The 26,771-nt window shown below is 36.7% G+C and carries 22 protein-coding genes, 2 tRNA genes and 1 pseudogene; 8 read left to right on the forward strand and 17 right to left on the reverse strand.

Annotated features, from left to right (window positions below):
• The first annotated feature begins 10 nt into the window (after positions 1 to 10).
• The gene (gene gltX / locus CEV08_RS03820; RefSeq protein WP_100130441.1) at positions 11 to 1,384 is read left to right on the forward strand and encodes a glutamate--tRNA ligase; all 1,374 of its coding nucleotides are present in this window, start codon (positions 11 to 13) and stop codon (positions 1,382 to 1,384) included.
• 62 nt (positions 1,385 to 1,446) lie between these two features.
• Here the strand turns inward: gltX and CEV08_RS03825 are convergent, their stop codons facing one another.
• A complete protein-coding gene (locus CEV08_RS03825) occupies positions 1,447 to 2,853 on the reverse strand; it encodes a DEAD/DEAH box helicase (RefSeq protein ID WP_100130442.1) in 1,407 nt (468 codons plus the stop codon).
• A 148-nt stretch (positions 2,854 to 3,001) separates the two neighbouring features.
• The gene (locus tag CEV08_RS03830) at positions 3,002 to 3,775 is read right to left on the reverse strand and encodes an NAD kinase (RefSeq protein ID WP_100130443.1); all 774 of its coding nucleotides are present in this window, start codon (positions 3,773 to 3,775) and stop codon (positions 3,002 to 3,004) included.
• A gap of 269 nt (positions 3,776 to 4,044) precedes the next feature.
• On the opposite strand from CEV08_RS03830, the gene CEV08_RS03835 reads away from it, so the two are divergent.
• The 3 genes and pseudogenes from CEV08_RS03835 (at position 4,045) to CEV08_RS09865 (ending at position 5,197) form a co-directional block, all read left to right on the forward strand.
• Positions 4,045 to 4,121, forward strand: a tRNA-Arg gene (locus tag CEV08_RS03835).
• 151 nt (positions 4,122 to 4,272) lie between these two features.
• A pseudogene (locus CEV08_RS10260) lies at positions 4,273 to 4,997 on the forward strand (ERF family protein).
• The gene (locus tag CEV08_RS09865) at positions 4,994 to 5,197 is read left to right on the forward strand and encodes a helix-turn-helix transcriptional regulator (protein ID WP_100130444.1); all 204 of its coding nucleotides are present in this window, start codon (positions 4,994 to 4,996) and stop codon (positions 5,195 to 5,197) included. Before CEV08_RS10260 ends, CEV08_RS09865 begins: the two are co-directional and overlap by 4 nt.
• Positions 5,198 to 5,284: 87 nt before the next feature.
• On the opposite strand, the gene CEV08_RS03850 is transcribed toward CEV08_RS09865, so the two are convergent.
• The 4 genes from CEV08_RS03850 to CEV08_RS03865 all read right to left on the reverse strand — a co-directional run bounded on the left by CEV08_RS03850 (position 5,285) and on the right by CEV08_RS03865 (position 8,552).
• Positions 5,285 to 5,360 (reverse strand) — tRNA-Thr (locus CEV08_RS03850).
• A 213-nt stretch (positions 5,361 to 5,573) separates the two neighbouring features.
• Entirely contained in the window at positions 5,574 to 6,911 is a 1,338-nt protein-coding gene (gene accC / locus CEV08_RS03855; protein WP_100130445.1) for an acetyl-CoA carboxylase biotin carboxylase subunit, read from the reverse strand.
• A 14-nt stretch (positions 6,912 to 6,925) separates the two neighbouring features.
• Positions 6,926 to 7,426: an acetyl-CoA carboxylase biotin carboxyl carrier protein gene (gene accB, locus CEV08_RS03860; RefSeq protein ID WP_100130446.1), complete on the reverse strand. Its 501-nt coding sequence runs from the start codon at positions 7,424 to 7,426 to the stop codon at positions 6,926 to 6,928.
• Positions 7,427 to 7,679: 253 nt separating this feature from the next.
• Positions 7,680 to 8,552: a DsbA family protein gene (locus tag CEV08_RS03865; RefSeq protein WP_100130447.1), complete on the reverse strand. Its 873-nt coding sequence runs from the start codon at positions 8,550 to 8,552 to the stop codon at positions 7,680 to 7,682.
• Positions 8,553 to 8,868: 316 nt separating this feature from the next.
• On the opposite strand from CEV08_RS03865, the gene glpD reads away from it, so the two are divergent.
• From glpD to cobT, 3 genes are all read left to right on the forward strand, one after another.
• Positions 8,869 to 10,401 carry a glycerol-3-phosphate dehydrogenase gene (gene glpD, locus CEV08_RS03870; protein ID WP_100130448.1) on the forward strand — a complete coding sequence of 511 codons (1,533 nt, stop codon included), beginning with the start codon at positions 8,869 to 8,871 and terminating at the stop codon, positions 10,399 to 10,401.
• 699 nt (positions 10,402 to 11,100) lie between these two features.
• On the forward strand, positions 11,101 to 12,084 hold the full coding sequence (gene dusA, locus CEV08_RS03875) for a tRNA dihydrouridine(20/20a) synthase DusA (protein ID WP_100130449.1): 984 nt from the start codon (positions 11,101 to 11,103) through the stop codon (positions 12,082 to 12,084).
• A 377-nt stretch (positions 12,085 to 12,461) separates the two neighbouring features.
• The gene (gene cobT, locus CEV08_RS03880; RefSeq protein ID WP_100130450.1) at positions 12,462 to 13,469 is read left to right on the forward strand and encodes a nicotinate-nucleotide--dimethylbenzimidazole phosphoribosyltransferase; all 1,008 of its coding nucleotides are present in this window, start codon (positions 12,462 to 12,464) and stop codon (positions 13,467 to 13,469) included.
• Between the two features lie 28 nt (positions 13,470 to 13,497).
• Here cobT and CEV08_RS03885 read toward each other — a convergent pair whose 3' ends face one another.
• From CEV08_RS03885 to topA, 7 genes are all read right to left on the reverse strand, one after another.
• The gene (locus tag CEV08_RS03885; RefSeq protein ID WP_100130451.1) at positions 13,498 to 13,989 is read right to left on the reverse strand and encodes an Lrp/AsnC family transcriptional regulator; all 492 of its coding nucleotides are present in this window, start codon (positions 13,987 to 13,989) and stop codon (positions 13,498 to 13,500) included.
• A gap of 21 nt (positions 13,990 to 14,010) precedes the next feature.
• A complete protein-coding gene (locus CEV08_RS03890) occupies positions 14,011 to 14,640 on the reverse strand; it encodes a uracil-DNA glycosylase family protein (RefSeq protein WP_100130452.1) in 630 nt (209 codons plus the stop codon).
• A gap of 28 nt (positions 14,641 to 14,668) precedes the next feature.
• Positions 14,669 to 15,229: a thermonuclease family protein gene (locus CEV08_RS03895; RefSeq protein ID WP_100130453.1), complete on the reverse strand. Its 561-nt coding sequence runs from the start codon at positions 15,227 to 15,229 to the stop codon at positions 14,669 to 14,671.
• 341 nt (positions 15,230 to 15,570) lie between these two features.
• Positions 15,571 to 15,738: a 50S ribosomal protein L33 gene (gene rpmG, locus CEV08_RS03900; protein WP_004864083.1), complete on the reverse strand. Its 168-nt coding sequence runs from the start codon at positions 15,736 to 15,738 to the stop codon at positions 15,571 to 15,573.
• Positions 15,739 to 15,840: 102 nt separating this feature from the next.
• A complete protein-coding gene (locus tag CEV08_RS03905) occupies positions 15,841 to 17,013 on the reverse strand; it encodes an MFS transporter (protein WP_100130454.1) in 1,173 nt (390 codons plus the stop codon).
• A gap of 360 nt (positions 17,014 to 17,373) precedes the next feature.
• Positions 17,374 to 19,644, reverse strand: coding sequence for a ribonuclease R (gene rnr, locus CEV08_RS03910; RefSeq protein ID WP_100130455.1), 2,271 nt, complete (start codon positions 19,642 to 19,644; stop codon positions 17,374 to 17,376).
• 3 nt (positions 19,645 to 19,647) lie between these two features.
• On the reverse strand, positions 19,648 to 22,221 hold the full coding sequence (gene topA, locus CEV08_RS03915) for a type I DNA topoisomerase (RefSeq protein ID WP_100130456.1): 2,574 nt from the start codon (positions 22,219 to 22,221) through the stop codon (positions 19,648 to 19,650).
• A 265-nt stretch (positions 22,222 to 22,486) separates the two neighbouring features.
• Between topA and CEV08_RS09870 the strand changes: the two genes are divergently transcribed.
• Positions 22,487 to 22,693, forward strand: coding sequence for a hypothetical protein (locus CEV08_RS09870; protein ID WP_100130457.1), 207 nt, complete (start codon positions 22,487 to 22,489; stop codon positions 22,691 to 22,693).
• Here the strand turns inward: CEV08_RS09870 and dprA are convergent.
• Genes dprA through CEV08_RS03940 form a run of 4 tightly spaced genes read right to left on the reverse strand, consistent with a single transcriptional unit; the run spans position 22,623 to position 26,719 of the window.
• Entirely contained in the window at positions 22,623 to 23,837 is a 1,215-nt protein-coding gene (gene dprA / locus CEV08_RS03925) for a DNA-processing protein DprA (RefSeq protein ID WP_180753546.1), read from the reverse strand. The genes CEV08_RS09870 and dprA overlap by 71 nt on opposite strands.
• The gene (gene plsY, locus CEV08_RS03930) at positions 23,812 to 24,444 is read right to left on the reverse strand and encodes a glycerol-3-phosphate 1-O-acyltransferase PlsY (RefSeq protein WP_100130459.1); all 633 of its coding nucleotides are present in this window, start codon (positions 24,442 to 24,444) and stop codon (positions 23,812 to 23,814) included. The genes dprA and plsY overlap by 26 nt, the downstream gene beginning before the upstream one ends.
• Positions 24,445 to 24,455: 11 nt before the next feature.
• Positions 24,456 to 25,757, reverse strand: coding sequence for a dihydroorotase (locus CEV08_RS03935; protein ID WP_100130460.1), 1,302 nt, complete (start codon positions 25,755 to 25,757; stop codon positions 24,456 to 24,458).
• Entirely contained in the window at positions 25,754 to 26,719 is a 966-nt protein-coding gene (locus tag CEV08_RS03940; protein ID WP_100130461.1) for an aspartate carbamoyltransferase catalytic subunit, read from the reverse strand. Before CEV08_RS03940 ends, CEV08_RS03935 begins: the two co-directional genes overlap by 4 nt.
• Positions 26,720 to 26,771 lie beyond the last annotated feature (52 nt).

Consider the following 26,771-nt stretch of genomic DNA (forward strand, 5'->3'; position numbering starts at 1 on the left):
TATTTTTTTAATGGTTAAAGTTCGTTTTGCCCCTTCTCCGACAGGTTATATTCATATTGGTAATATCCGTAGTGCTCTTTTCAATTGGCTTTATGCGCAAGCGCATAAAGGAGAATTTATTTTGCGCTATGACGATACAGACGTTGAACGTTCTAAACAAGAATATATCGAAGCTATTGCTGTTGACCTTGAATGGCTTGGTATTCAACCAGATGCAATTTATTACCAATCTAAGCGATTTAGTCGATATGACGAAGTGGCAGAAATTCTCAAACAACGTGGTCTTCTTTATCCTTGTTATGAGACAGCGGAAGAATTAGAGCGGCGTCGTAAAATCCAGCTTTCACGAAAACTGCCTCCCATTTATGACCGTGCAGCATTGAAGCTGACAGAAGAAGACAAAAAAAACTTTGAATCACAAGGTCGTAAACCCCATTGGCGTTTTCTTCTTCCTAATTTTGAAAATGATCCTTTGCAAACAAAACGAACAGAGATTTGCTGGAATGATGCCGTAAAGGGAAAGCAGACGATTGATTTGGCTTCTCTTTCAGATCCTGTTCTTATTCGTGAAGATGGAACCTATCTTTATACATTACCATCTGTTGTGGATGATGTAGATATGGCCATTACACATATTATTCGTGGTGATGATCATATTACAAATACAGGTGTTCAGATTGCTCTTTTTAAAGCTCTTGGTGCAGAATTACCTGTTTTTGGTCATACTAATTTATTGGCAACAGTTTTAGGAAAAGGATTTTCAAAACGTAATAATGATCTTTCTATTCGTTCTCTACGAGAAGAAGGATTTGAATCGATGGCTGTTCAGTGTCTTGCTGTTTTGATTGGAACATCACAAAATGTGCATCCCTACCCCCATCAAGCAGCGCTTTTAGAGCATTTTAATTTACAAGATACATCAAAATCGGTTGCAAAATTTGATATTGCTGATCTTTGTACTTTGAATAGTCATCTTGTTCATGAACTAAATTATGAAGACGTTAAAATGCGTCTTAAAAATCTTTCTATTGAGGGAGAAAAAGCGGCGTATTTCTGGGATACGATAAGAAGTAATATTGATAAAGTCAACGAAGCTGTCTTATGGTGGAAAATCATTCACGATGAAAAGAGTTTTGATACAGTGGCAGTAGAAGACCGTACATTCGTGCAGCAGTCACTTAATTTCTTACCTGAAGGTGTCTTGAAGGATGAAAGTTGGCAAGTCTGGACGACAGCATTAAAAGAAAAAACGGGGCGGAAAGGGAAAGCTTTATTTATGCCATTACGTCAAGCACTTACGGGCATGGATCATGGACCTGAAATGGGAAAGCTTTTGCAGCTTTTAGGGCGAGAAAAAGTCATAGAAAGACTCTCTAAAAAATAAAAGCAACTTTTTAACAGCACGTTTTTTATTTATTTTACGCTTACAGAGAGTAAAGGTCGATTCTATCTACGCGTTTTTATGAGCATGAATGCAGGAATATCATCACCAAATCCAAGAGGCGCGAAACTCTTATTTTTTCGAAGGCGCTGTTGCTTGGAAGGATTTTCTTTCCCATTCACGTTTTTGATATAATCTATTTTATTCTCTTTTATAGTTTTTTTAGGGTGAGCAGTAGGTGCTTTTGAAGCCGTTTTCTTTGATGATAGTGAAGATTTTTTCTTTGTCACAACACTATCTTCTATTTGATCATCGGTTGTTAAAGTCGAGAGATCTCCATTGAGCCATTCAATTTTCTCATGACTCATTTCCTCAATGGCGTTGATGTATTTTTGATCAGCTTTGGTGACGATTGTAAAAGCTTTTCCACGACGATTTGCTCGTCCTGTACGACCAATTCGATGGATATAGTCTTCAGCATGTATAGGAACATCATAATTAAACACATGACTTACGGCTGGAATATCGAGCCCACGGGCTGCAACATCAGAAGCAACCAGAAGTGTCAGTTTATTATTTTTAAAATCGGCTAGGGTATTCATGCGTGAATATTGATCCATATCTCCATGAAGTGCTCCTACACTAAAGTTATGTTTGATGAGCGATCTAAAAAGTTCAGAGATATCTCTTTTTCTATTACAGAAAATAATAGCATTTTGAAGCTTAGAACCTTCATTTTGGATAAGCTCTCGTAAAACCGCTCTTTTATCCCATGATTTATTTCCAGATTTGACAAGCCGTTGTGTAACTGTGGTTGCTGTTGAGGATGCTTTTGTAACTTCAACAGATACAGGAGAATGTAAAAATTGTTTCGTGAGCTTTGTAATTTCTGGCGCCATTGTCGCAGAAAAGAACAAAGTTTGACGCGTGAAAGGGGTTAGTTTACAGATCCGTTCTATATCAGGAATAAAACCCATATCCAACATGCGATCAGCTTCATCAATAACAAGGATTTCAACACCCATTAAGAGTAATTTACCACGCTCGAAATGATCAAGCAGACGCCCTGGTGTTGCTATAAGAACATCAGCTCCTCGTTCAAGTTTACGATCTTGGTGTTCAAAAGAAACCCCACCAATTAAAAGAGCAACATTTAAACGATGATTTATTCCGTATTTATCGAAATTTTCTTCAATTTGAGCTGCGATTTCCCGTGTTGGTTCTAAGATGAGTGTACGGGGCATTCGTGCTCTTGCACGACCTTGTTCAAGGAGAGTGAGCATAGGCAATACAAAAGAGGCGGTTTTACCCGTTCCTGTTTGAGCAATTCCTAGAACGTCTTTTCTTTGAAGAACATGAGGAATTGTTTCACTTTGAATAGGGGTTGGAACTGTATATCCCGCTGACTTTACTGCATTAATAACCTTTTCGGAAAGACCTAAATCATCAAAACTATTCAAAGATGGTGTCATTTTTTTTATCAATTGCTCTGTGCTTTTAACTTTGCTATCTCAATGATAAGTACAACCAATATTCTCCACTCTTAAAGAGTGTTAAAATGCTTTCAAAAAAAGCCAACTATAACAATCATATATATATATAACGCGCATAATACAATCATTAATAGCGAAATTGTTCTGATAAAATGCGCTCATCCCATGAATGACTTGAGTCAAAAAGGATTGAAGCTGTTACTTCTGTTGCCATTGAAATAGTCACTGAGTGGACGGATTTAACTTCAACATTATCAGCAGCAGCATTGACAGGGCGTTTGTTAGGTTCGAGCATATCAAAACGCACCGTTACTGTATTGGGAAGCAATGCGCCGTGCCAACGTCTTGGGCGAAAAGGGCTAACGGGCGTGAGGGCCATAAGGGGGGCCATAAGGGGTAAAATAGGTCCCTGTGCTGATAAATTATAAGCGGTTGATCCTGCTGGTGTCGCAACGAGGACACCATCACAAATTAATTGTTCCATGCGTACGTTATGATCAATGGTGATGCGAATTTTTGCTGCTTGATAAGATTGCCGAAAGAGGGATACTTCATTAATTGCAAGCGCTTCGATAGATTCTTGACATTCAGCTTTTGCAATCATGCGCAAGGGATGAATTTCTTTTTTATGGGCGACAGCAATACGATTGGGCAATTTTTCTTCATGAAATTCATTCATAAGAAATCCTACAGAACCTTGATTCATGCCATAAATAGGTTTTCCAGTGTTCATAATGTCTCGTACGGTTTGTAACATTGTTCCATCCCCACCGATTGCAACAACAATATCAGTTTCTTCCAGAGAAGAATGACCATAAACGGAAATTAATTTATGGGCAGCCTCGATAGCTTCCTCAGTTTCTGCGGAAATAAAATGAAAGCGACTTGGTAATGTAGTCATTTTTAAATTATCCTGATATTTATAATTTATCTTGTAACTTATTTTTTGAGAATTTTGAAGTTGTAATAAAAGCTCCTTTTATAATAAAAAGAGTATTGAAGACAAAGAAGCTATTATCAAGATAAAGTATCATTGTAAAAAGAAAGAAGATTGCGCGTCGTTAGATAATTTACAAATAAGTGATTTTTTTAATAGAATGATAATTTAGCATTGCAGCTGAGAGTATGATTAGTTAAAAGACCACCACTGATATTAATAATCAGTTTTAAGCACCCGTAGCTCAGCTGGATAGAGCGCTGCCCTCCGAAGGCAGAGGTCACAGATTCGAATTCTGTCGGGTGCACCAAACTTCTCAAGTTGATATCATCATAAATAATAATATCACCTAAAAAGAAGAAAATTTCCTTTTTTATGAAAATCGTTATGTGAGTTGTGTATTAAGTTTTGTAGCGAATAAGAAAAGGATTTTAAGAGAAGTAAAATTTACGGCTTCATCTATAATTTTTTGGTTATTCATTTTGAATATAGAGATAAAAAAGCAAGATTATCTCCATATTTTAGAAAGAGCGTTAGAAAATGATGTCGATCTGGACCGTCTCAAGAGCCTTCTCGAATTACGAGAAAAGGAGATAGAACGACAAGAGCGCAAGAATTTTGTCCGTGATCTTTCTACTATGCAAATGGAATATCAAAAAATACATAAAAACGCTACAAACACCCATACAAATAGCCAATATGCTATGTTTGATAAGTATCTTGATGCCATAAAGGATAGTCTCTCAAAATATCGCTTTGCCTTGTTCTCTCGTATCAAAGAGCAGAATTCAAATGATATAACTGTAAAAATGTCTTTAAAGCATATATCAGGCAATGAAATATCAATACCAAAGAACATTTCCTTTTAACACGACAAGGAGCACAAACAACATAAGCGGTAGGCTCTACAATCACTTACGCACGTAGATATCTCTTAGATATGCTTCTTAATATTGTGAGTGAAGATGATGATACAGATGGAAACGCGCCTATTAAAAAGGCATGTTCTCAGCAAATCAATGAAATCAGAAGAAGCAAAGATATTTGATTATGTTAAAGTCGAAAATCTCGCCGATATGTCAGAGAACAAACAAAAAACATTTTGCATCTTTTGAAAGATAAACAAAACAAACAAAAGGCTCCAAAAGAACAATCACTTCCACAACAAAAGCAGATAGCAAGATGATATTTTATGATGGCAATAGATATGTAACAACCCGTGAATGTACAAAGCTTTTTAATTTATTCACAACAACGATTTGCAATAGGATTCTTCAAGAGGAGTTTTCTCAATCCTATAAGCTAGGGAGAGCTGTAAGGTGGAGAAAGAAAGAGATTCTAGCCTTTACTCCAAAGAAAAATACGGAGCCAATAACAACAAATTAAGTAAAACTGTATAACCTACAATAGGTGGTCTGAAAATTACTGTTTAAAGGAAAAATATATGCATTTTAATAGCTTAAATAAAAAAAATGGTGCCCCCAGAGAGACTCGAACTCCCGACCCCCTGATTACAAATCAGGTGCTCTACCAACTGAGCTATAAGGGCACAACCATGTAGGAGTTAGCACAAACTCACAAAAAGGAAAACAGAAAATTATCAATTTTTATACATATTAAAAGAAAACTGTAAAACAAATAAAAAATAATCAGTTTATTTCTTTTTTACGGCAACGTTGAAATTATCCTTATATTGATGCTTATAGAATCTGATGACAATCTCATTATTTTTGTTCTTGCATTAAAGATCTGAAGAAGCTGATTACTTAGAAAGATATTTCTCTAGCCAGTGGATATTATAATTACCGTCTGCAATGTCTTGATTATTAATGAGATCACAAAAGAGAGGCAAGGTGGTTTTGATTCCATCAACGACAAATTCATCTAAAGCACGCCGTAAACGCATCATGCATTCCAAACGGGTACGCCCATGAACAATCAGCTTTCCAATCATACTATCATAATAAGGAGGAATCCTATAACCTGAATAAGCGCCTGAATCAACACGAATTCCTAACCCTCCAGGGGTATGAAAATGTGTAATGGTTCCTGGTGATGGTGTAAAGGTAAGAGGATCTTCTGCATTAATACGGCATTCAATGGCGTGACCGGAAAAACAAACATCATCTTGTGTCACTGAAAGCTTGCAGCCTGATGCAATATGAATTTGTTCATGGACTAAATCTATACCTGTAATTGCTTCAGTTACAGGATGTTCCACTTGTAAACGCGTATTCATTTCAATAAAATAAAATTCACCATTTTCATAGAGAAATTCAATGGTACCAGCTCCACGGTATCCAAGTTTAGCACAGGCATTGGCAACAATACTGCCGATTTTTTTTCGTTCAGTTTCATTAAGTGCAGGTGACGTCGCTTCTTCCCATACTTTTTGATGCCGTCGCTGAATTGAACAATCGCGTTCTCCTAAATGAATAGCATTTCCCGCACCATCACCTATGACTTGAATTTCAATATGACGGGGTTTTTCTAAATATTTCTCTATATAAACTGCGTCATCACCGAAAGCTGCTTTAGCTTCTGAACGCGTTGTTTTGAGAGCCACAGAGAATTCTTGTTCAGAATGAACGACTTTCATCCCACGCCCACCACCACCGGCAGAAGCTTTAATAATAACGGGATAACCAATTTCACGAGCAGTACGTAAAGCATCTGATTCTTCACTAACAGCTCCATCTGAACCAGGAACGACAGGAATACCAAGTTTTTTAGCAGTTTTTTTGGCTTCAATTTTATCGCCCATGATTCGAATATGAGCAGCCGTTGGACCGATGAATGTAATATTGTGGGCCTCTAGAACATCGGCAAATTTTGCATTTTCAGAAAGAAAGCCATAACCTGGATGAACTGCGTCAGCTCCTGTAATTTCACAAGCAGCAATAATTTGCTGAATACTTAAATAGGAATCGCGAGCGGGAGGAGGGCCAATACAAACACTCTCATCAGCAAGACGAACATGCATTGCGTCTGCATCAGCAGTAGAATGAACAGCTACGGTTTTTATGCCAAGTTCTTTACATGCACGTAAAATACGAAGAGCAATTTCTCCTCGATTAGCAATGAGGATTTTTCGAATCATAATTGCCCCTCGCTTTATTCAATAATAATAAGTGGTTCACCAAACTCAACAGGTTGGCCATCTTTGACAAGAACAGTCGTTATTTTTCCGGAACGCGGTGATGAAATCTGATTCATTGTTTTCATGGCTTCAATGATCAGTAATGTCTCTCCTTCAGAAACATTTTGCCCCACTTCTACAAATGGTTGCGCACCTGGTGAAGGAGAAAGATAAGCTGTTCCAACCATTGGAGAGGTTATTGTATTTTTTGATTTATCTTCTTGGAGAGGGGGGATAGGAGATTCGGTTGTTGGGACTGGAGAAGATGCGACAGAAAAACTAGGAGTAGCAACAGGTGAATAAATTGCTTGTTCGGAAGAAGTTGAGGTATTTTGGCGCGAGACACAAATACGAAGCTCTCCTTGTTCAACTTCAATATTCGTCAAATTTGTATCATTCAAAATCTCAGCAATATCACGAATAATTTTTGTATCAATTGCGGTATATTTTGCCGAATCTATTTTTTTTGTTGCCATTTTATTTCTAACTCCTTGATCAATAAAGATCGTCATTATCTCATTTTATGACTGAACATCTCTAGATTAGGGATGATATCTTTTGAGACTTTAAAGATATTTATTTCCTTTAAGTCATTACACTTTGCAATTTTAAACCCGTATCTTTTTTACGCAAAATTGCACTTATAAGCCTGTTGTCAAAAAAGAGAAAGCATAAAATCACTCTGTTTACAGTATTCTTCCTAAAACGAACCAGATATAGAACAACTATTCACGGTGTATTATCTATTGCTTGTTTTAGAATATCTTGTCCGGCTGCACCGATGAATACTTTATTACCAATGATGTAAGAAGGTGTGCCCGTAATACGAAGTGTAGAGGCAATTTGAATATTTTCTTTAAAAGCATTTTTTAGATTAGGATCTTTTATTGCATTACGGAGCTTTTTTTCATCTGCTCCTAATGAAACAGCTATTTTGATAGCTTTGGCTTCATTTGCACGCCCTTGATACATTAAAAGTGTTTTGTGAAACTGAGGATATTTTTCTGGAAATTGTTTTCGAAATGCGTACGCAACGGTATGGGCTGCCATAGAATCAGATCCTAAAACGGGTAAATCCTTAACAATAACCCGTAGATCTGGGTATTCTTTGATCAGGTTTTCTATATATGAATAGGAACTTTTACAAAAGCTACAATTGTAATCAAAAAAATCAACAAGTACTTTTTTGCCATTTGGATTCCCCAAAATAGCGTCATGAGGGGAGTGAAAAATTTCTTTTTCTAATAAATGAATGACGGAGGCTTGTCTTTGGTTTTCATATTCATTCTGTTTTTCCAACTTTTCTTGAAGGATAAGCTGCATTTCAATCATAATTTCTGGATGTGTAAGAAGATACTCTCTGATCATTTGTTGAATATGATGAGAATCAGTATGCGGTGTTATTTTTTCTTTAAGCTTAGATAAAAAGCTAGAATCTTCTAAAAGTTGTGTTTTAAGCTTTTCTAAGTTTAAATGATTTGCTGTTTTGGGGTGTGATGTTGCTTTTGATAAAGAAGGTGAAAAGATTAAAAGACTCAATATAATTGGGATTAAAATTTTTGAAATAAGTGCTTTTTTCGAATTCTGAGGTTGATGAGTCATCTGTATACCTTCACATTTTCTATTGTGTCATTGAGTGAACTATATGAAAAGGGTTATCTATGTGCAATAAAGCATTTGGCTATCGTGTGTATTCATGAATAAAAAACATCAATTTTTTTCTAAAACGATTTCATATGATGGACATTTGTAATTTCTAAAGGACAAAAAAATCCTCTCTTTATTTGTGAAATGTTGTTTTAATGTATAAAGGTATCAAAAAGCTTTTTACGCGTATTTATTTTGGAATAAAGCACATTGACAATACAATGAAGAGAACTTTTACTGTTTCTTTATTGAGTGCCGTGAAAAAAATTAAATAATGAAAAGTAAAATTATGAAAACCGCAACGCATTATGAGCTGTTTATCATTGGGGGAGGAATAAACGGGTGTGGGTTGGCAAGAGATGCAGCTGGTCGCGGTTTTAAAGTAGGATTAGCTGAAATGAATGATCTTGCATCGGGAACATCGAGTGCATCAACAAAGCTTATTCATGGTGGTCTTCGTTATCTTGAGCACTATGAGTTCAGACTTGTTCGTGAAGCACTAAAAGAACGTGAGATCATTTTACGTATGGCTCCACATATTGTGCGCCCTTTGCGTTTTCTTCTTCCTTATCATAAAGGATTGCGTCCTGCTTGGATGTTGCGTTTTGGGCTTTTTATTTATGATTATTTAGGGCAATGGAATCAGAAATTATGGCGCAGTAAAACGATTAATTTCTCAAAAAAGTTTTGCTCTACACTGAAGAAAGAGTATCAGAGAGGTTTTGAATATTCTGATGCAAGAGTAGATGATGCTCGTTTAGTCATTGCCAATGCGCGTGATGCAGAAAAGTGGGGAGCTGATATAAAAGTACGAACAAAAGTTCTCTCTTTAAAAAAAGATGATCCAAAATGGCGTATTGTTCTACAAGACAAGTTAAGTGGTAAAGAATACAGCGTTACAGCCTCTTATGTCGCGAATATGACAGGGCCGTGGATTGATCATGTTTTAGCAAGCGTATTAGAGTGTAAAGAACATCCACCAGTGCGGCTTGTTAGAGGCTCTCATATTTTGGTTCCTAAACTTTATACTCATGATCGTGCTTATATTTTTCAAAATGGTGATGGACGTATTATATTTGCTATTCCGTATCAAGGAGATTTTACTTTGCTTGGAACGACAGATTGTAACTATCAGGGAGATCCGGCTAATGTTCATATTACTGATACAGAGATTGATTATATTTGTGCAGCGGCTAGTGAATATTTCATACAACCAGTGTCGCCTGAAACTATTGTTTGGTCTTACTCTGGTGTTCGTCCGCTCTATGATGATGGATCTTCAAAAGCACAAGAGATTACGCGCGATTATGTTTTGAGAGAAATGGGAACAGGAAGCACAGCAAAGATTCTTAATCTTTATGGTGGAAAGATTACAACGTATCGTAAGTTGGCTGAAGATGCGATGAAATTCATTGAAAAAGCCCTTGGTAAAAAGGGTGCATCATGGACGGCAAATGCAGTCCTTCCAGGAGGTGATTTTCTTTATAACCAATTAGATACAATTGAAAAGAGGATTGCTCTTTTAACGCCGGATTTAGATGCTTTTACACATCGTAGGCTTGCACGCTCCTATGGTACAGAAGCATTGGTGATATTTGCAGATGGGAAGGCGGATAAAGGAAAAAATTTTGGACATGGGCTTTATGAAGTAGAAGTAAAATGGTTGATGGAAAAAGAATGGGCTAAAACATGTGAAGATGTGTTATGGCGTCGTTCAAAACTTGGCCTTTTCTTTAATAAGCAAGAGGTTGATACTCTTTCTTGCTATATGCAAAGCCAAAAAGAAATTGAAAAACGTTTATAGCCGTTTAGCTTTACAAATTTTGTCTGCAATGTTGTAAAATGTTTTTCTTCAGAAGATATTGCTACAAGCCATACACGTTGAGAAGAGAATAATTGTCTATATTCTCAATTTAGTTTTTTTTGCAACAGCCATAAAGAATAAAATGGAAAAATTGGATAGAATATTTAGAGTAAAATTTATCATATCCTATGAAGAAAAATTTAATAAATATCAGCAAGAAAAACGCATAAAAAATAATTTATAATTGGATTCGTATGAAACAAAAAAATCTTTGTTTTTTATTCGAGACGCAATAAAAGCACTCTTTCTGTCGCGTTTGCTTTACAATAAACTGAAAAAGGTTCAAGAAAATTAAACTTATTACGAAAAACTGTATATTGGTTTATCATTTATTATATAAATACCGTACCAAATCATGATGGATAAAGGCTTAACGGGCTGTAAGAAGAACTTGCAAATGAGTTTTTTATATTACAGTGGGAATCTTCTTTTTTAATGTTCATATATCCGAGCATTACTCTATGAAAAGTGCAATGTTGCATTTTTTCATGATTGATTATAGTAAATCTTTCTATCAATTGAACAAAGTTCTTATTATTATATTCATAATTAGTATAAAAATAAACCTTTTTATAAATTAAGTTAAGTATTTTTCTCTGTATAAAGTGAGAACTATAGGGATATAAGAGCAGTGCCTTCATGATATTTTACAATCTTCCATCGCCTGTAAAATTTGCAGTAGCACCAATGTTGGACTGGACAGACCGGCATTGCCGGTTTTTTTATCGTCTTTTAACGAAAAAAGCGCTTCTTTATACGGAAATGATGGTAGCAGATGCTGTCATTCATGGTGTTCGCGAACAATTGTTGGCTTTTAGCCATAAAGAATGTCCAGTTGCATTACAATTAGGGGGGGCAGATTCAGAAAAGTTGGCAGAGGCTGCACGGATTGCTGAAGATTTTGGCTATAACGAAATAAATCTCAATGTTGGTTGTCCATCAAATCGTGTTCAAGCAGGTGTATTTGGGGCTTGTTTGATGTTGCATCCAGACATTGTGGCAAATGCTGTGGAAGCAATGAAACGAGTGGTTACTATACCTGTAACGGTCAAATGTCGGCTTGGGGTTGACGAACAAGATGAAGAATTAGCTTTAGATCTTTTAGCAGATAAAGTTTGGAATGCAGGGTGTGATGCTCTTTGGGTTCATGCGCGTAAAGCGTGGCTAAAAGGACTGAGCCCGAAAGAAAATCGCAATGTTCCGCCCCTTAATTATGAAAGGGTTTATAAATTAAAACAAAAATATCCTCATAAATTCATTGGGATAAATGGTGGAATTAAATCGATTGATGAGATCAAAGAGCACTTGACTTTCTGTGATGCTGTCATGGTTGGTCGCCAAGTTTATCATGATCCAACTTTGTTAAAACATATTGATTTTGAACTCTATGGTGAATCGCAAAATAATTTGAGTGAGAGGGATCTTATTGAGATTATGTGTGATTATGCGTCTCAACATATTGCATCGGGGGGGCGACTTTCTCATGTGACGCGTCATATGATTGGTTTATTTCATGGGCAGAGTGGAGCACGTCGATGGCGGCAAATACTCTCAAATGACGCGATAAAACCAAATGCAGATATATATATTTTAAAAGAAGCTTTTTCCGCTCTTATTGAATAACAATTCGACAATTAATATATGTTAAAAGTTGTGTCATTTATGCAATTTGATTTTTTCGCGATGATTTTTCTTATTTCAATTTTATAATTTTTAAAAATTTATAACTTTATTATGAATAAGAATGTTAGAATTTATATATATTAAACGTCATACTCATTACGCCTATTCAATAGAAAAATAGGTTAAGGGTATCTTGTAAAGGTAATCATAACATATTGATAATATTTTGAATATTATATGTTTGTTGTAAAAAATAGAATATAAAAATCATCGCTTTTATAATATTTAACGTTTTTAAAACAAAGCAATAAATTATTCATACCCTATCTGTATGACGTGATTTTCATTAAACATTGTAGATTTTAAAAGGTATCCTCATGACTGTTAGTCCATTTGATGATTTTCGTGCTTTGCTTACAAATTTACCTGTTGCTGATGAGTTTTCTATAATTTTGGCTAAAAAACGGCAAGAAAACTTAACAAAAGGGCGAGGAGCATTAGGAAAACTGGGAGATATTGCTGTTTGGTATGCGGGGTGGAGAGGTATAGAAAAACCTATCGCAACACGACCTTTGGTTGCTATTTTTTCTGGAAACCATGGCATTGTAGAAGAGAATGTTACACCATTTCCACAATCTATGACGCAAAAGATGGTAGAAAACTTTGCATCTGGTGGTGCTGCTATCAACCAAATTTGTATCGCTTATGATCTTGGATTAAAAATTTTTGATTTAGCATTGGAATATCCAACAATGAATATTACGAAGGATGCCGCAATGGACGAACGGAGTGCGGCTGCTACAATGGCATTTGGTATGGAATCCATTGCTGGTGGAACAGATCTTTTATGTATCGGTGAAATGGGGATTGGAAATACAACAATAGCTTCAGCTTTATGTTTCGCATTATTTGGTGGAGAAGTTGAAGAGTGGATAGAAAATGGTATGGGATCGGAAGGTGATTTTTATCAGCGTAAAATAGCAGCGGTTAAAACAGCCATTGCTTTGCATCAAGAGCATTTTAATGACCCTTTTGAGATAATGCGTCGCTTAGGAGGACGTGAAATTGCTGCTATGGTTGGTGCTATTTTAGCAGCAAGAATGGAAAAAATACCCGTTATTTTAGATGGTTTTGTGGCAACAGCAGCTGCTGCTATCCTTTATAAAATGCATCCAAGAGCTCTTGAACATACGCTTGTTGGGCATGTTTCTTCTGAGAAAGCGCATCGTAAACTTTTAAAAAAAATTGATAAAGAACCACTTCTAGATTTGGGAATGGGCCTTGGTGAAGGGGCAGGAGCCGCCATGGCGGCTGGTATCGTTAAAGCTGCTGTTTTAACACATGCACAAATGACAGTTTTGGAACAAGAAAGTTTAAATACCTAAAAGGATAATGAGATGGATATAAAAACTTTTAAGAACTTTGCTCATTTACCTTTTCATGTAATTTAATATAATTGAGTGGAAGTTCCGTTGTATATTTAATCTGTTCCATTGCGAAGGAAGATGAAACATCACGAATGTCAATTTTAGAAATTAATTTTTTATAAAAAAGATCATAAGCTTCAATATCAGGAACAACGACACGCAATAAATAGTCAATATCTCCACTCATTCGATAAAATTCAATGACTTCACAGAATTCTTGCACGACTTTTGAAAAACGCTTAAACCATTCATGACTATGGGTGTTTGTACGAATAGAAACAAAAACAGTTACGTGCGCATTTACTTTTTCTGGAGAAAGAACGGCAACGCGACGCTGAATAACACCGTCTTCTTCAAGTTTTTGAATTCTACGCCAGCAAGGAGTGGTCGAAAGTCCTACTTTTTTAGCAATATCAGCGACAGAGAGTGTCGCATTTTCTTGCAAAAGATGTAAAATTTTTCGGTCAAGACGATCCATATTTTCTCTCAATATTTTAATTTATAAATATTTACGCACTAAACGATGCAGATATACAATAAGCTCATCATTAAACCATGGATTTTTCTGTAACCAAGCAGTATTTCGCCATGATGGATGAGGCAAAGGCATGACATTATAGCCTCGAGGTTGGGAGATGGAAAGGATATTTCTCCAATCACGAACAGTTGCTGAAACAGTTTTATGTTTTAATTCTGTGATATGCCACTTTTGCGCATAACTGCCAATAGCAAGAACAAGCTTTATTTGAGGCATCGCTTGAAATATCTTCTCATGCCATATTTCTCGACATTCACGTCTTGGTGGCAAATCAGCTTTATTTTTGTCATAACCTGGAAAACAAAATCCCATAGGAACAAGTGCAAAGAGAGATCTATTATAAAATTCTTCTTTCGTGACATTAAGCCAATCACGTAATCTTTCACCAGAGCGATCATTAAAAGGGATAGATGTTTCATGAACACGCAATCCTGGCGCTTGTCCTGCAATTGCAATCGAAGCCGTATCAGATAAATAAACGACGGGATTTGGTTCATGAGGGAGAGGAGGAAAATAATGTGGTTGTTGGATACAAACCCGACAAGAATAGATTTTTTTTTCAAGTTTGAGAATGGGGTTACATGGTTTCATTGGTCAATAAAATTTGAAAATACTTTTCTTATTCTGTGCGAGGATTTGCTTTGCGCCATTCTTTTGGGCGTTGAAAACTTGATGCCCATATTCCCTTTTTTTTCCTTCTGGCTTCTTGCTCTTCTTTTGGATAGTCATAATAGCTTACAGCCCACCCATTTTGTACAAGCATTGCGTTGATATTGCTAACTTGTTTTGTTTGACATGTTGCAAGGATACGATGATATCTATCTGTTTTATGCCAGTAACATGTGACAGTTTGATTTTCGAGTAGTTGTTCTAAATATTTTTTTGCCTTAAGCCCACAAGGGTATCGTGCATTTTTTTTTCCACAAAATTGATGGAGTTCAGGAGCATCAATTCCAACCAGTCGAACCTTAATGGAAGAAATTATGATGGAATCGCCATCAATGACTGATGCTTTTCCTTCAACAAAAGTTTGAGAAAAAAATTTTTCTTTTTCAAGAAACGGTTGATTCTTTTTAAAATAAGTTGCCATAATGATCACAATGATGACAGCGATAAAAATACTAAAACCGATAAAAATTTTTGAGCTTTTTAGATTAAAATGAGAAAAAAAATTTTTCATGAACTACAGAAACAGCTACTATCATTATAACACATTTTATTGAGTATTGCTTCAAATCTTTCAAAAACTTTATTCACATAACGAAAAAACGTCTCACTTTAATGATAAAATTTTTGCTAGATATAAGCATAATAAAATACTTATGCAGTATAATATATAAGCAACTTAAACAATAAATCAACTTAGCCAAATCTGTATAGGACATCGAAATTTAAAGTTGTACAGATCTTAAAGTAAACTTTTTAAGATACAAAAAAACACTGCCCTAGAAAATAACTTTGAAGAGCAATAACGCCACATCTCTTTTAGAGTATAAAATCTATTAAGAATGATTGGCATATTTATTTAATTTTTGTTTCTTTAAATTCAACGTGCTTTTTTACAACTGGATCATATTTACGTTTGCTCATTTTATCTGTCATTGTACGGCTGTTTTTCTTTGTTACATAGAAAAAACCAGTATCTGCTGTTGATAAAAGCTTGATCTTAATGGTTGCTGCTTTAGCCATAATGTAAAAACCCTATTTATACTGAAAAAATATCATCGTTGTCAAAATTTATTTCCGACATCATCAGATTTTCCGGCAACACTACGGATGTTCTCAAAAAAGTCAAGAGCTGATTAATTTTCTCATAAGTTGGATAAAGACCAAAATAACATATAAACCAAAAAAAACAGCCATAGCTATTGAAAACCCGAAGGGTTTAAAGATATCCATGGATTTTCCAATAAGAGTTGGTCCGATGAGCATACCAATGCCATAGCAAAAAATAAAAGCAGAATTAGCAGCAGCAAGTTCTTGACCTTTTAGACGTGCTCCCAGATGTGCAAGACTAATTGTATAAAGGCTCGCTGTTACACCACCTAGAAGTAATAGATCGAACATAAAAATCCATGGATATTGAAGAATCCATGGTATTATAAAAGTGCCTACAAAGCCTAAGAGAGCACAACCTATCAGCGGATAGCGCCGATCTTTGGCATAGTCGCTTATCAAGCTGATAGGAATTAAGAGAAAAACATTCCCGAGTGCAAGGGTTGTCATAAAGTGTGCTGCTTCATTCTCATTATAACCAATGGATAAACTAAAAGGTATTATAAGAGTTAATACGCCCATTTGAATGGCACCGTAAACAAATACCGCCATCATTGCGCTTGGAACGTGAAAAAGATAACGAAAAAATGGCGTATATTGTTTTTTTTGAAATTCTGGACTCAATTTCCAAGCTGCAAAAATTGGTATAGTAGCAAGTATAATAAGGCTATAGCCAACGCCAAAAGGAATAAATCCTTGTGTTCCCACTTTTGCTAGCAGTGTTGGACCTATCACAAACCCTAATCCTAAGACAATTGCATAAATAGAAAGAATCAAACCGCGTTTTTTGGGGGGAGCATAACTGTTGATCCAAAACTCTGACAGGATAAACATAACTGTCATGGTGAAATGTAAAATAAACTTTAAAATGAACCAAATCCATAGGGAATCAAAAAAATAGAATCCTAAAAAACTTAAAGATCCTATCATCATCACAAGCAATATTGTTTGAGAAATGCCTAAGCTTAAAGCAATTCGAGGCGTAAAAATAGCTGCAACAATTGTGGCAATTCCACCAACAGTTCCACTATAGCCAATCGTACTGTTGGAAAGCCCTTTCTCTGCCATAAGAAGAGAGATAAGTTGTGTTCCCATTGCCAATGCTGTTCCAACGATGCCAATGGTTGCAATAGCGGCAATAATTGCACGCAAAGAATTATTTTGAGAATCAAAAGCTTTTTTTTTCATGAGAATAGCTTAAAATACTTTTGTTTATTCGAATAATAAAAGGGTGAGCTAAAATGAAGGAAAGACCAAACCAACTTTCGAAAGTTTTCTCATTTCATTGAGTATAAAAAACCTGCAAGATTTTTATACAGTTATTATAGATATAAAACACACGTCCTTATATAATAAAGGAAGAAGATTGTCACATAAAATAATATAAATCCCATACATTATAGGGCATTTATGAGCTTGAAGTTATTATTCTTTCTATTCTATTGAATAGAAGAAAGATAAGATGCGGTATTTTCAATAAAACGCTTTAGAGTATTAAAATAAAAAATAATACAGTCAAAATTGTAAAAATGTTTTTTTTATGTTGAATTAATATTTTCTTCTTCCATAAAAACTATGCTTTTGTTTTTTAAATTTGTTTTTATGGTAGGATGTCGATGAAAATTGGATCGGACGAGGCTCTGTTAAGAGCTCAAAGCTTAAAGCACCAGCAAAAGGTTGTACCGTTATAAGTTTTACTTCTACACTATCACTGAGCTGATAGCCTTTATGGCTACGCTGTCCTACGAGAACATGTTGTGCTTCATCAAAATGATAATAATCATTTTTAAGTGTAGAAATGTGCACAAAACCATCTGTATTGAGTTTATCAAGTGAGATAAAAAGACCGGCTTTTGTAACTCCGGAAATGCGACCTGTAAAAATATGGCCAATTTTATTCGTTAGATAGTGAGAAACAAGCCGATCAATTGTTTCTCTTTCAGCGATCATGGCACGGCGCTCGTATAAAGAAATTTTTGTAGCAATTTCTGCAAGATCTTGTTCTTGTGTATCAGTTAATTGATCATTTCCTAATTTCAGAGCTTTAATGAGTGCTCGATGAATAATGAGATCAGCATAACGGCGAATTGGTGATGTAAAATGCGTATAGTTCTGCAAATTCAAACCAAAATGGCCACTGTTTTTAGGGTTGTATTCTGCCTGTGATTGTGAACGCAAAATGACTTGATTGACCAGTTCTTGTTGTTCGGTATGAGCGACCTTTTCTAAAATTCTATTAAGACGTGCTGATGTTAATTCAGCACTTTTAGAGAGTGATATCCCTAAACTTTTAAGAAAAGTCCGCAATATTTCTTGTTTGGCAAGAGAAGGTTTGTCATGAATACGGTAGATGAAGGGCTGATGATGTTTTTTTAATGTTTCAGAAGCTGCAATATTGGCTTGTATCATAAACTCTTCAATCAAACGATGGGCTTCTAGATGTTCTTCACTCACAACATCTTGGATAGATCCATTTTGATCAAGAATAATCTTTTTTTCTGCTATTTCTAATTCTAATGGTTGTCGACGATCCCGCGCGGCCTTAAGGCATGCATAAGCTTCCCATAAGGGGTGCAAGATATTTTCAAGCAGAGCCGCGCTTTTTTTATGGATATGTCCTTTTCTTGCCAATTGCACTTCTTGATAGGAGAGTTTGGCTCTTACACGCATCATAATACGATGAAAACTATGTTTTTGTTTATTACCGTTGGCATCAAAAATCATACGAACGGCTAAAGCTGGCCTTTCTTTTCCTTCACGCAGAGAGCATAAATCATGAGAAAGACGTTCAGGCAGCATTGGTACAACAGTATCAGGAAAATAAACAGAATTTCCGCGTTTCAATGCTTCTTTATCTAAAGCACTTCCTGTTTTAATATAGTAAGAAACATCTGCAATGGCTACAACAATAATCCAGCCACCATTATTTGTAGGATCCTTATCCTTGCTTGCGTAAACTGCATCATCATGGTCTTTGGCATCTGGGGGATCGATCGTAATAAATGGTAATTGTCGCCAATCTTCGCGATTATCCATCTTGGCAGCTTTGATATGTTTAACTTGCTCAAGAACGCTTTCAGGAAAAATATGAGGAATTCCTTTTGAGAGAAGAGCAATCATGGAGAGTGTTTTTTCACTCTTAATATGTCCTAAGACATTTTTTACTTGTGCACTTTTTAGTCCATAACCAGTATTTTTTTTTATTTCAACTTCAACAAGATCACCCGTTTCAATCTTCATGTCTGGAGACATTTCAACTATGAGTTCATTGGTTTTGCGATCTATAGGATCAAGGCGCCATTGATTATTTTTCAACTTTCGTACAATACCAAATGTGCTCTTTGGGGATAGTTCAATTTTACGAATAATTTGCCCCCTATATGGAGGATTTTGAGAATTTTTATTTCGAAAAACTTTTACAAGAACATGATCTCCAACACCAACACTCCCTCCCTTTATGTAATGAAAAGAGTGTATTTCAATATTGGGCTTTGGCGTATCTTTCCATTCAAGAGGTTGTGCAATAAAACCGCCATCTTTATCACGTTCACTAATTTTTACTAAAGCAACAGGGGGTAATTTTCCTTTGTTTATTTCTCTTTTGCGCTGTTTAGATATAAGATTTTGATTCTTTAACGCACGTAATATATCTCTAAGCCAGATACGAGAATTACCTTTTAAGTTAAAAGCTTTGGCTATTTCTCGTTTACTTGATCGATCAGGATTCTCATTAATAAAGGAAAGAATTTCCTCCTTATTGGGCAATTTTTCTCCCCTGAATGAGGAGAGGTATTTTACGTTTTTTTCACCTTTAGCCAAAATTTATGTCTCTTTTGTCTTTGCTTTTGTCTTGGAAGAAGCTCTTTTTGAAGTTGTCTTTTTGCTCGATGCTTTAGCCGATATAAGTTCTAATGCCTCTGGAAGGGTTACATTAATGGGATCTTTCTCTTTTGGCAATGTTGCATTAATTTTACCCCAATTGACATAAGGACCGTAACGTCCATTGCGTACGGTGATAGTTCCTCCTTCTGGATGCTCCCCTAATATTGCCAATGCTGCAGGTGTTGTTCTGCTTTGCTTGGTTTTATTTTCTTGTTGTTCTGCCAATACTGTAACAGCGCGGTTGATACCAATCTCAAAAACTTCATCTGCATGAAGAAGGCGTGCAGATTTTCCATTATGACTAAGGTAGGGACCATATCGCCCAATTGTCGCTGTAATCATTTTACCAGTTTCAGGATGAAGGCCAATTTCACGGGGAAGGGATAGTAAAGCCAAGGCCTTTTCAAGGGTTATGTTTTCTGCCTGCCATTCTTTTGGTAGTCCTGCGCGCTTAACTTCTTTGCTTTCACCTCGTTGAATGTAGAGACCAAAACGGCCATTGCGAAGAGAAATATCTTTTCCTGTCTCAGGATCAATCCCAAGTATAACAGGTTCGTCATTGTGCGCAGCTTCATTATCTTCTTTTGTATCTGTACCAAGTTGGCGTGTGTATTTGCATTCAGGATAATTGGAACAGCCAACAAAAGCGCCATAACGGCCCAGTTTTAATGATAATTGACCATTCTTACAAAGAGGGCAGGAACGCACATCACTTCCATCTTCACGTTCAGGAAAAGCAAGAGGTGCTAATGTTACATTTAAAACATCAAGGACATTGGTGATACGGAGTTCTTGGATATTGCTAATAGAGGCATTAAATCCATCCCAAAAATCGCGTAATACATCTTTCCAAGAAAGTTTGCCATCAGAGATAAGATCCAGTTTTTCTTCAAGATCTGCTGTAAAACCATATTCTACATAGCGATTAAAGAAATTTTCAAGAAAAGCTGTAACAATACGCCCCTTAGCATCAGGAATAAGTTTTCGCTTATCAATGATAATATATCCACGATCACACAATGTCGCTAATGTGGAGGCATAAGTTGAAGGACGACCAATTCCTAATTCTTCAAGCTTTTTAATTAATGAGGCCTCAGAATAACGGGGAGGGGGCTCTGTGGTATGTTGTACAGATTCAACTTTTTCTTGTGTAAGTGTTTCATCCGTGTTTATTTGTGGTAAACGGGTTGTTTCATTTTCTTCATTATTTTCTTCGTTTCGTTGATCCGTATAGACAGAAATAAACCCGTCAAAACGAACAACAGACCCTGTTGCACGAAGGCTTGCACGGTTGTCTCCCTGCTGGGCTTCAATTTCAACGGTTGTACGTTCAATTTCAGCAGAACGCATTTGGCTGGCAATAGCGCGCTTCCATATCAGTTCATAGAGCTTTGCTTGATCATTGTCGAGAAAATTACGGACTTGGTTGGGAGTTCGTTGAAAATCTGTTGGGCGGATTGCTTCATGCGCTTCCTGTGCATTTTTTGCCTTTGTTGAATAAAGGCGCGGCTTTTCAGGAATATAGTCTTGACCAAAAGATTCATGAATGACTTTTCTTGCCGCATCAATGGCTTCTGGTGCTATTTGTACACCATCGGTACGCATATAAGTAATAAGTCCTGCCATTTCACCGTTAATTTCAATCCCTTCATAAAGCTTTTGGGCAATTTGCATAGTGCGAGAAGCTGAAAAGCCTAATTTTGAAGAAGCCGCTTGTTGTAGTGTAGAGGTTGTAAACGGAGGAAAAGGATTTCTCTTTGTCGGTTTTGCTTCAACACTGAGTGTATGATATTGGGCCTTCTCCAACATAAGGTGAATTTGATCTGCTTGTTTTTGAGATTGAATATCAAGTTTGCCAATTTTCCTTTGATTAAACATTGTCAACCTTGCTTGAAAACAATCATTTCGGATGGTTTTTAGCTGTGTTGTAATGGACCAATAATCTTCTTTGATAAAATGTTCTATTTCCAATTCACGGTCACAAATAATACGCAAAGCAACCGACTGAACGCGCCCAGCAGAACGCGCACCAGGGAGTTTCCGCCATAAAACAGGAGAAAGTGTAAAACCAACGAGATAATCAAGAGCGCGACGTGCAAGATAAGCATCAACAAGTGATGTATCAATATCACGTGGATTGTTCATGGCATCAAGCACTGATTTTTTAGTGATGGCATTGAAGACAACTCTTTTAATAGGTTTATCTTTTAAAACTTTTTTTTGACGAAGAACATCCAGAATATGCCATGAAATAGCTTCTCCTTCACGATCAGGGTCTGTTGCTAAGATAAGACTATCGGCTTTTTTAACGGCTTTTGCTATTTCATTTAAACGTTTAGCAGCAGCAGAATCTATATTCCATTTCATCGAAAAATCTTGATCCGGTAAAACAGAGCCATCTTTTGCAGGCAAATCACGAACATGTCCAAATGATGCGACAACTTTGTATTGAGACCCAAGATATTTATTAATTGTTTTTGCTTTTGCTGGAGATTCAACGATAACGATATTCATAATTTTACCCGAATATTGAAATAAAAAACTGCTTTATAAACGCCTTTTACGCGAATAGCTAATAGCAATTACTTAAAAACATATAAAAAAATATTAGCCATATAAAAAACATGAATATTGTACAACTTATGATTGTTATTATTAAAACGCGCCCTATATAGAATTACACGATTTATTTTCCACTGTTATTACAAAAACATACGGCGAAATACTAAGATAACGTCTATTGAGAGGTAGGAGGGGAAATGCTCAAGGATAGAGGATTATGTTTATAAATCATTTGAAAGTTATCCAATATATTACAGACATGTCAAAGCAAATGAATCAGATGGCGCATCAGGCGCATAGTCCGCTTTTAGCATTGCTTTTGGATATGGTTGCCAAAGAAGGGCAAAGCATTATTAATAGTGCTGAGGTTCTTGGGGAAGATCAAGATCCGACAATGACACACAACCACCAGAGTGTCGAATAAGCTTTCCAGCAAGCTCTAGTTCTACCAACAAGAGGTAGAGAGTTGGAAGTGCAACACCGGAGTGGGTACTGAGTGTATCTAAGTCGATTGGCGTTGTTGAAAGAGCGGAGAGGACTGCTGTGCGTGCTACATCATCAGTTGTTAAAGAGGAATGGCTATTTTTTTCGTCTACTGAATTAAAATTCTCTTTTTCAAGCTGTAAAGAGGATGATTCCTCAAAAAAATTGAGTTGGGAATTTGGAAGCGGTGAAATTAATGGTGTAAGCATTTCTATGATGTCAGAAGGATGTGTGGTAAGCAGAGCGCCGTCCTTGATAAGTTTGTTTGTACCAACGGATCTTGGATCAAGTGGAGAACCGGGAATGGCAAAAATTAATCGTCCCATTTCAGCTGCTTGACGTGCGGTAATTAAGGATCCTGAGCGCAGGGCTGCTTCCACAACCAAGAGACCAAGTGATAGAGCCGCAATAATACGGTTTCTTCTTGGAAAATCGATAGCACGTGGTTTCCAAGAGATGGGCATTTCGCTGATGATGGCTCCACCATTGGCAATAATATCTTCATACAACTTTTTATTTTCAGGAGGATAGATATGATTTATTCCGCCAGCCATGACTGCAACAGTTCCTGTTTTTAAACTTGCTTGATGCGCAACGCTATCAATTCCACGAGCAAGCCCAGAAATTGTTACAAAGTCTGCTTCTCCGAGAAAATGCGCAAATTGAGTCGTAAGCTTTTTTCCAGCAGCTGAAGCATTTCGAGAGCCTATAATTCCAATAGAAGTTTTTTGAAAAATTGAAACATTACCTTTGACAGCAATAAGCGGCGGAGGTGCTTCTGTAACCTTAAGAAAAGCTGGATAATCTGGTTCTCCCATACCAATAAACCGAATACCTAATCTTTCAGCTTCTTGTATTTCTTGTTCTGCATCTTCTAAGCTTGCTATTTTTATAGACGCAGAACCACCCCCTTTTCTACTAAGCTCTGGCAGCGCTGCTAGAGCGTTTTCTGCTGTTTTATAATGATCAATGAGATTGCGAAAACTAACAGCGCCAATATTTTCACTACGCAATAACCGTAACCAGCTTAGACGTTGACGATCAGTAAGTGGGATTCCTTTACTTATTTCTGTTTTGCGTACCAATCTTACTTTCTTCCCCAATGAGTAATCTACTGATATTTGCAGAATGTTTTATGAACACAAATAGGCTCATCGCGATCAGCATACAACAGAAATAAGAATCTGAAAAATAAAAAACAAATATCGGCGTGATCGTAACAGCAACAAGCGCAGATAATGAAGAATAACGCATGAGAAGAAAAATCGCACTCCATACAACAATAAAAATAATTGCTGCAGGCCAATAGCCCCCTATACAAACTCCTAGATAGGTTGCAACACCTTTGCCACCCTTAAATTTAAGCCATACAGGAAAAAGATGTCCTAAAAAAGCAAAAAAACCTGCTAAAAAAACGAGGATGCTGTTGTCTAACGGATCACTAAAGAACTTTATAACGAAAACAACGATAGCCCCTTTTAACATATCACAAAGAAGTGTTAGAGCAGCAATTTTCTTATTTCCTGTTCGTAAAACATTTGTTGCTCCAATATTGCCGGAACCAATCGTTCTTACATCACCAAGTTTGGCTAATCTCGTAAAGAGAAGACCAAATGGGATCGAGCCAATGAGATAAGATACGAGGGAAATAAACCATGGAGTGGACTGGAAAAATATTTCTGCTTCATTCATTCAGAATCTCATTAAGTTTGTTGATTAAGTTTAAAAACAGATTTCCCTTTCACAAAGGTCTGAAGCACACGTCCTTGAAAATGTGCATTCTCAAAAGGGGTATTTTTTGAACGTGAATAAAGCTTCTCTGTCGAAACAACCCATGGTTCTTCAAGATCAACAACAATAAGGTCTGCATAAGCACCTTTCTTCAGTGTTCCAGCATTGAGTCCAAAGAGCTTTGCAGGCATCATTGACAAAAGTTCAGTTATCCGCAGAAGAGATAGGCTTTCATCATGATAAAGACGTAAGGCAGCACTCAACAAGGTCTCCATACCAATAGCGCCCGCTGATGCAGCATTGAATGGTAAATGTTTTGTGTCAATCCCCTGAGGATCATGGGAAGAGACAATGACATCTATAGTGCCATCTTTTATTGCTTCAATCATTGCTATACGGTCTTCTTCTGTTCGCAATGGGGGCATGAAGCGGAAAGAAGTTTGATATTGGCCAATGTCATTTTCGTTGAAAGATAAATGATTAATCGATACACCAGCTGAAATTTTTTTACTGCGTTGCTTGCTTAAGCGAAGGGCATCAGCAGAGAGTGCCGTCGATATCTGGGCAGCATGATAGCATGTTTGCGTTAATGCTGCTAAGCGCAGATCCCTTTCAAGGGGGATAATTTCTGCTTCGCGGGGGATGCCAGAAAGACCAAGCCAACTGGCGAGCAGACCTTCATTCATTACGCCTTGTTCTGTAAGATCTTTATCTTGCGTCTCGTGTATCAATGGAATATCAAAATCGCGTGCATAAGTCATTGCACGCCGCATAACAGAAGAGTTTTGAAGTGTTTTTTTTCCTTCACTAAAAGCAACGGCTCCTGCATCCTTGAGCAAACCAAATTCGGTTATTTCTTGTCCGTTAAAACCTTGTGTGATTGCAGCAACAGGATAAATATTGACCGATGACATTTCCCCTGCTGTGCGCTTAATAAATTGAACCAAGGCAACATTATCAATAACTGGATGGGTGTCTGGCATCATAAGAAAGGAAGTAATACCACCTGCTGCGGCTGCCTGACTTGCCGATGCAATTGTCTCACGATTTTCACTTCCTGGTTCTCCAACAAAAACACGTGCATCAACAAGTCCAGGAAGAATGGCTTTGTTTTGTGCATTAATAATTTCTGCGCCTTCAGGGAATCCCTGATTCAGAGCTTCTTTTCCAGCGGATATAATCTGTCCATTTTCAACAATAACTGTACCAATTTCATCGATTGCGCGTGAAGGATCAATAATACGAGCTTTTTGAAAAACAATTGGTTTTATCATTTTTTTTCTCCATTGATCTTCAAGCGTTTATCTAATAAAGCCTCCATAATCGCCATGCGCACTGCAATTCCCATTTCTACTTGGGTATGAATCATACTTTGTGGTCCATCGGCTATATCGGATGCAATCTCCACGCCACGGTTTATAGGACCAGGGTGTAAAATAATGCAATTGTTTTTAGCATAGCCTAAATTTTCTTTATGTAAGCCAAAATAATGAAAATATTCACGCGTGGAGGGAATAAAAGAACCGGTCATCCGTTCATTCTGTAAGCGTAACATCATGATAACGTCAGCATCTTTAAGGCCTTCTTTCATGGTGTTAAAAACCTCAACACTCATATGATTGATTTCGGTGGGTAAGAGTGTTGAAGGAGCAACAGCACGAACACGAGCACCCAAAGCATTAAGACAAAGAATATTCGAACGTGCAACACGTGAGTGCAAGATATCTCCGCAAATGGCAACAGTTAATCCTTCAATACGACCTTTTGCTCTTTTAATGGTGAGAGCATCTAATAAAGCTTGGGTTGGATGTTCATGGGCACCATCACCTGCATTAATGACACAACAATCAACTTTTTGCGCTAATAAAGCTGCTGCTCCCGCACTGCTATGGCGAAAAACCAGTATATCTGGCTTCATCGCATTAAGTGTTGCGGCTGTATCAAGGAATGTTTCCCCTTTTTTTACAGATGAGTTGCCGATCGCGACACTCATCACATCTGCTCCTAATCTTTTACCTGCTAATTCAAAAGAAGATTGTGTGCGTGTAGAGGCTTCAAAAAAAAGATTAATTTGAGTTCGTCCGCGCAAAATAGATTTTTTTTTATCAATTTTGTTAGAAAGGATAACGTTTGATTCTGCACGATCAAGCAATGTATTAAGGTCTTGTACACTCAGATCTTTAATAGCTAAAAGATGTTTATGAGGGAAAAGTGGAAAAAGTTTATCTTGAATCATAGCATTCTTCTTTATCTCTCTCTAAACAGGTTAAACAAGCATTTGTTTGAAT

The sequence above is a fragment of the Bartonella tribocorum genome, from assembly GCF_002778015.1.
GTDB lineage: Bacteria > Pseudomonadota > Alphaproteobacteria > Rhizobiales > Rhizobiaceae > Bartonella > Bartonella tribocorum_B.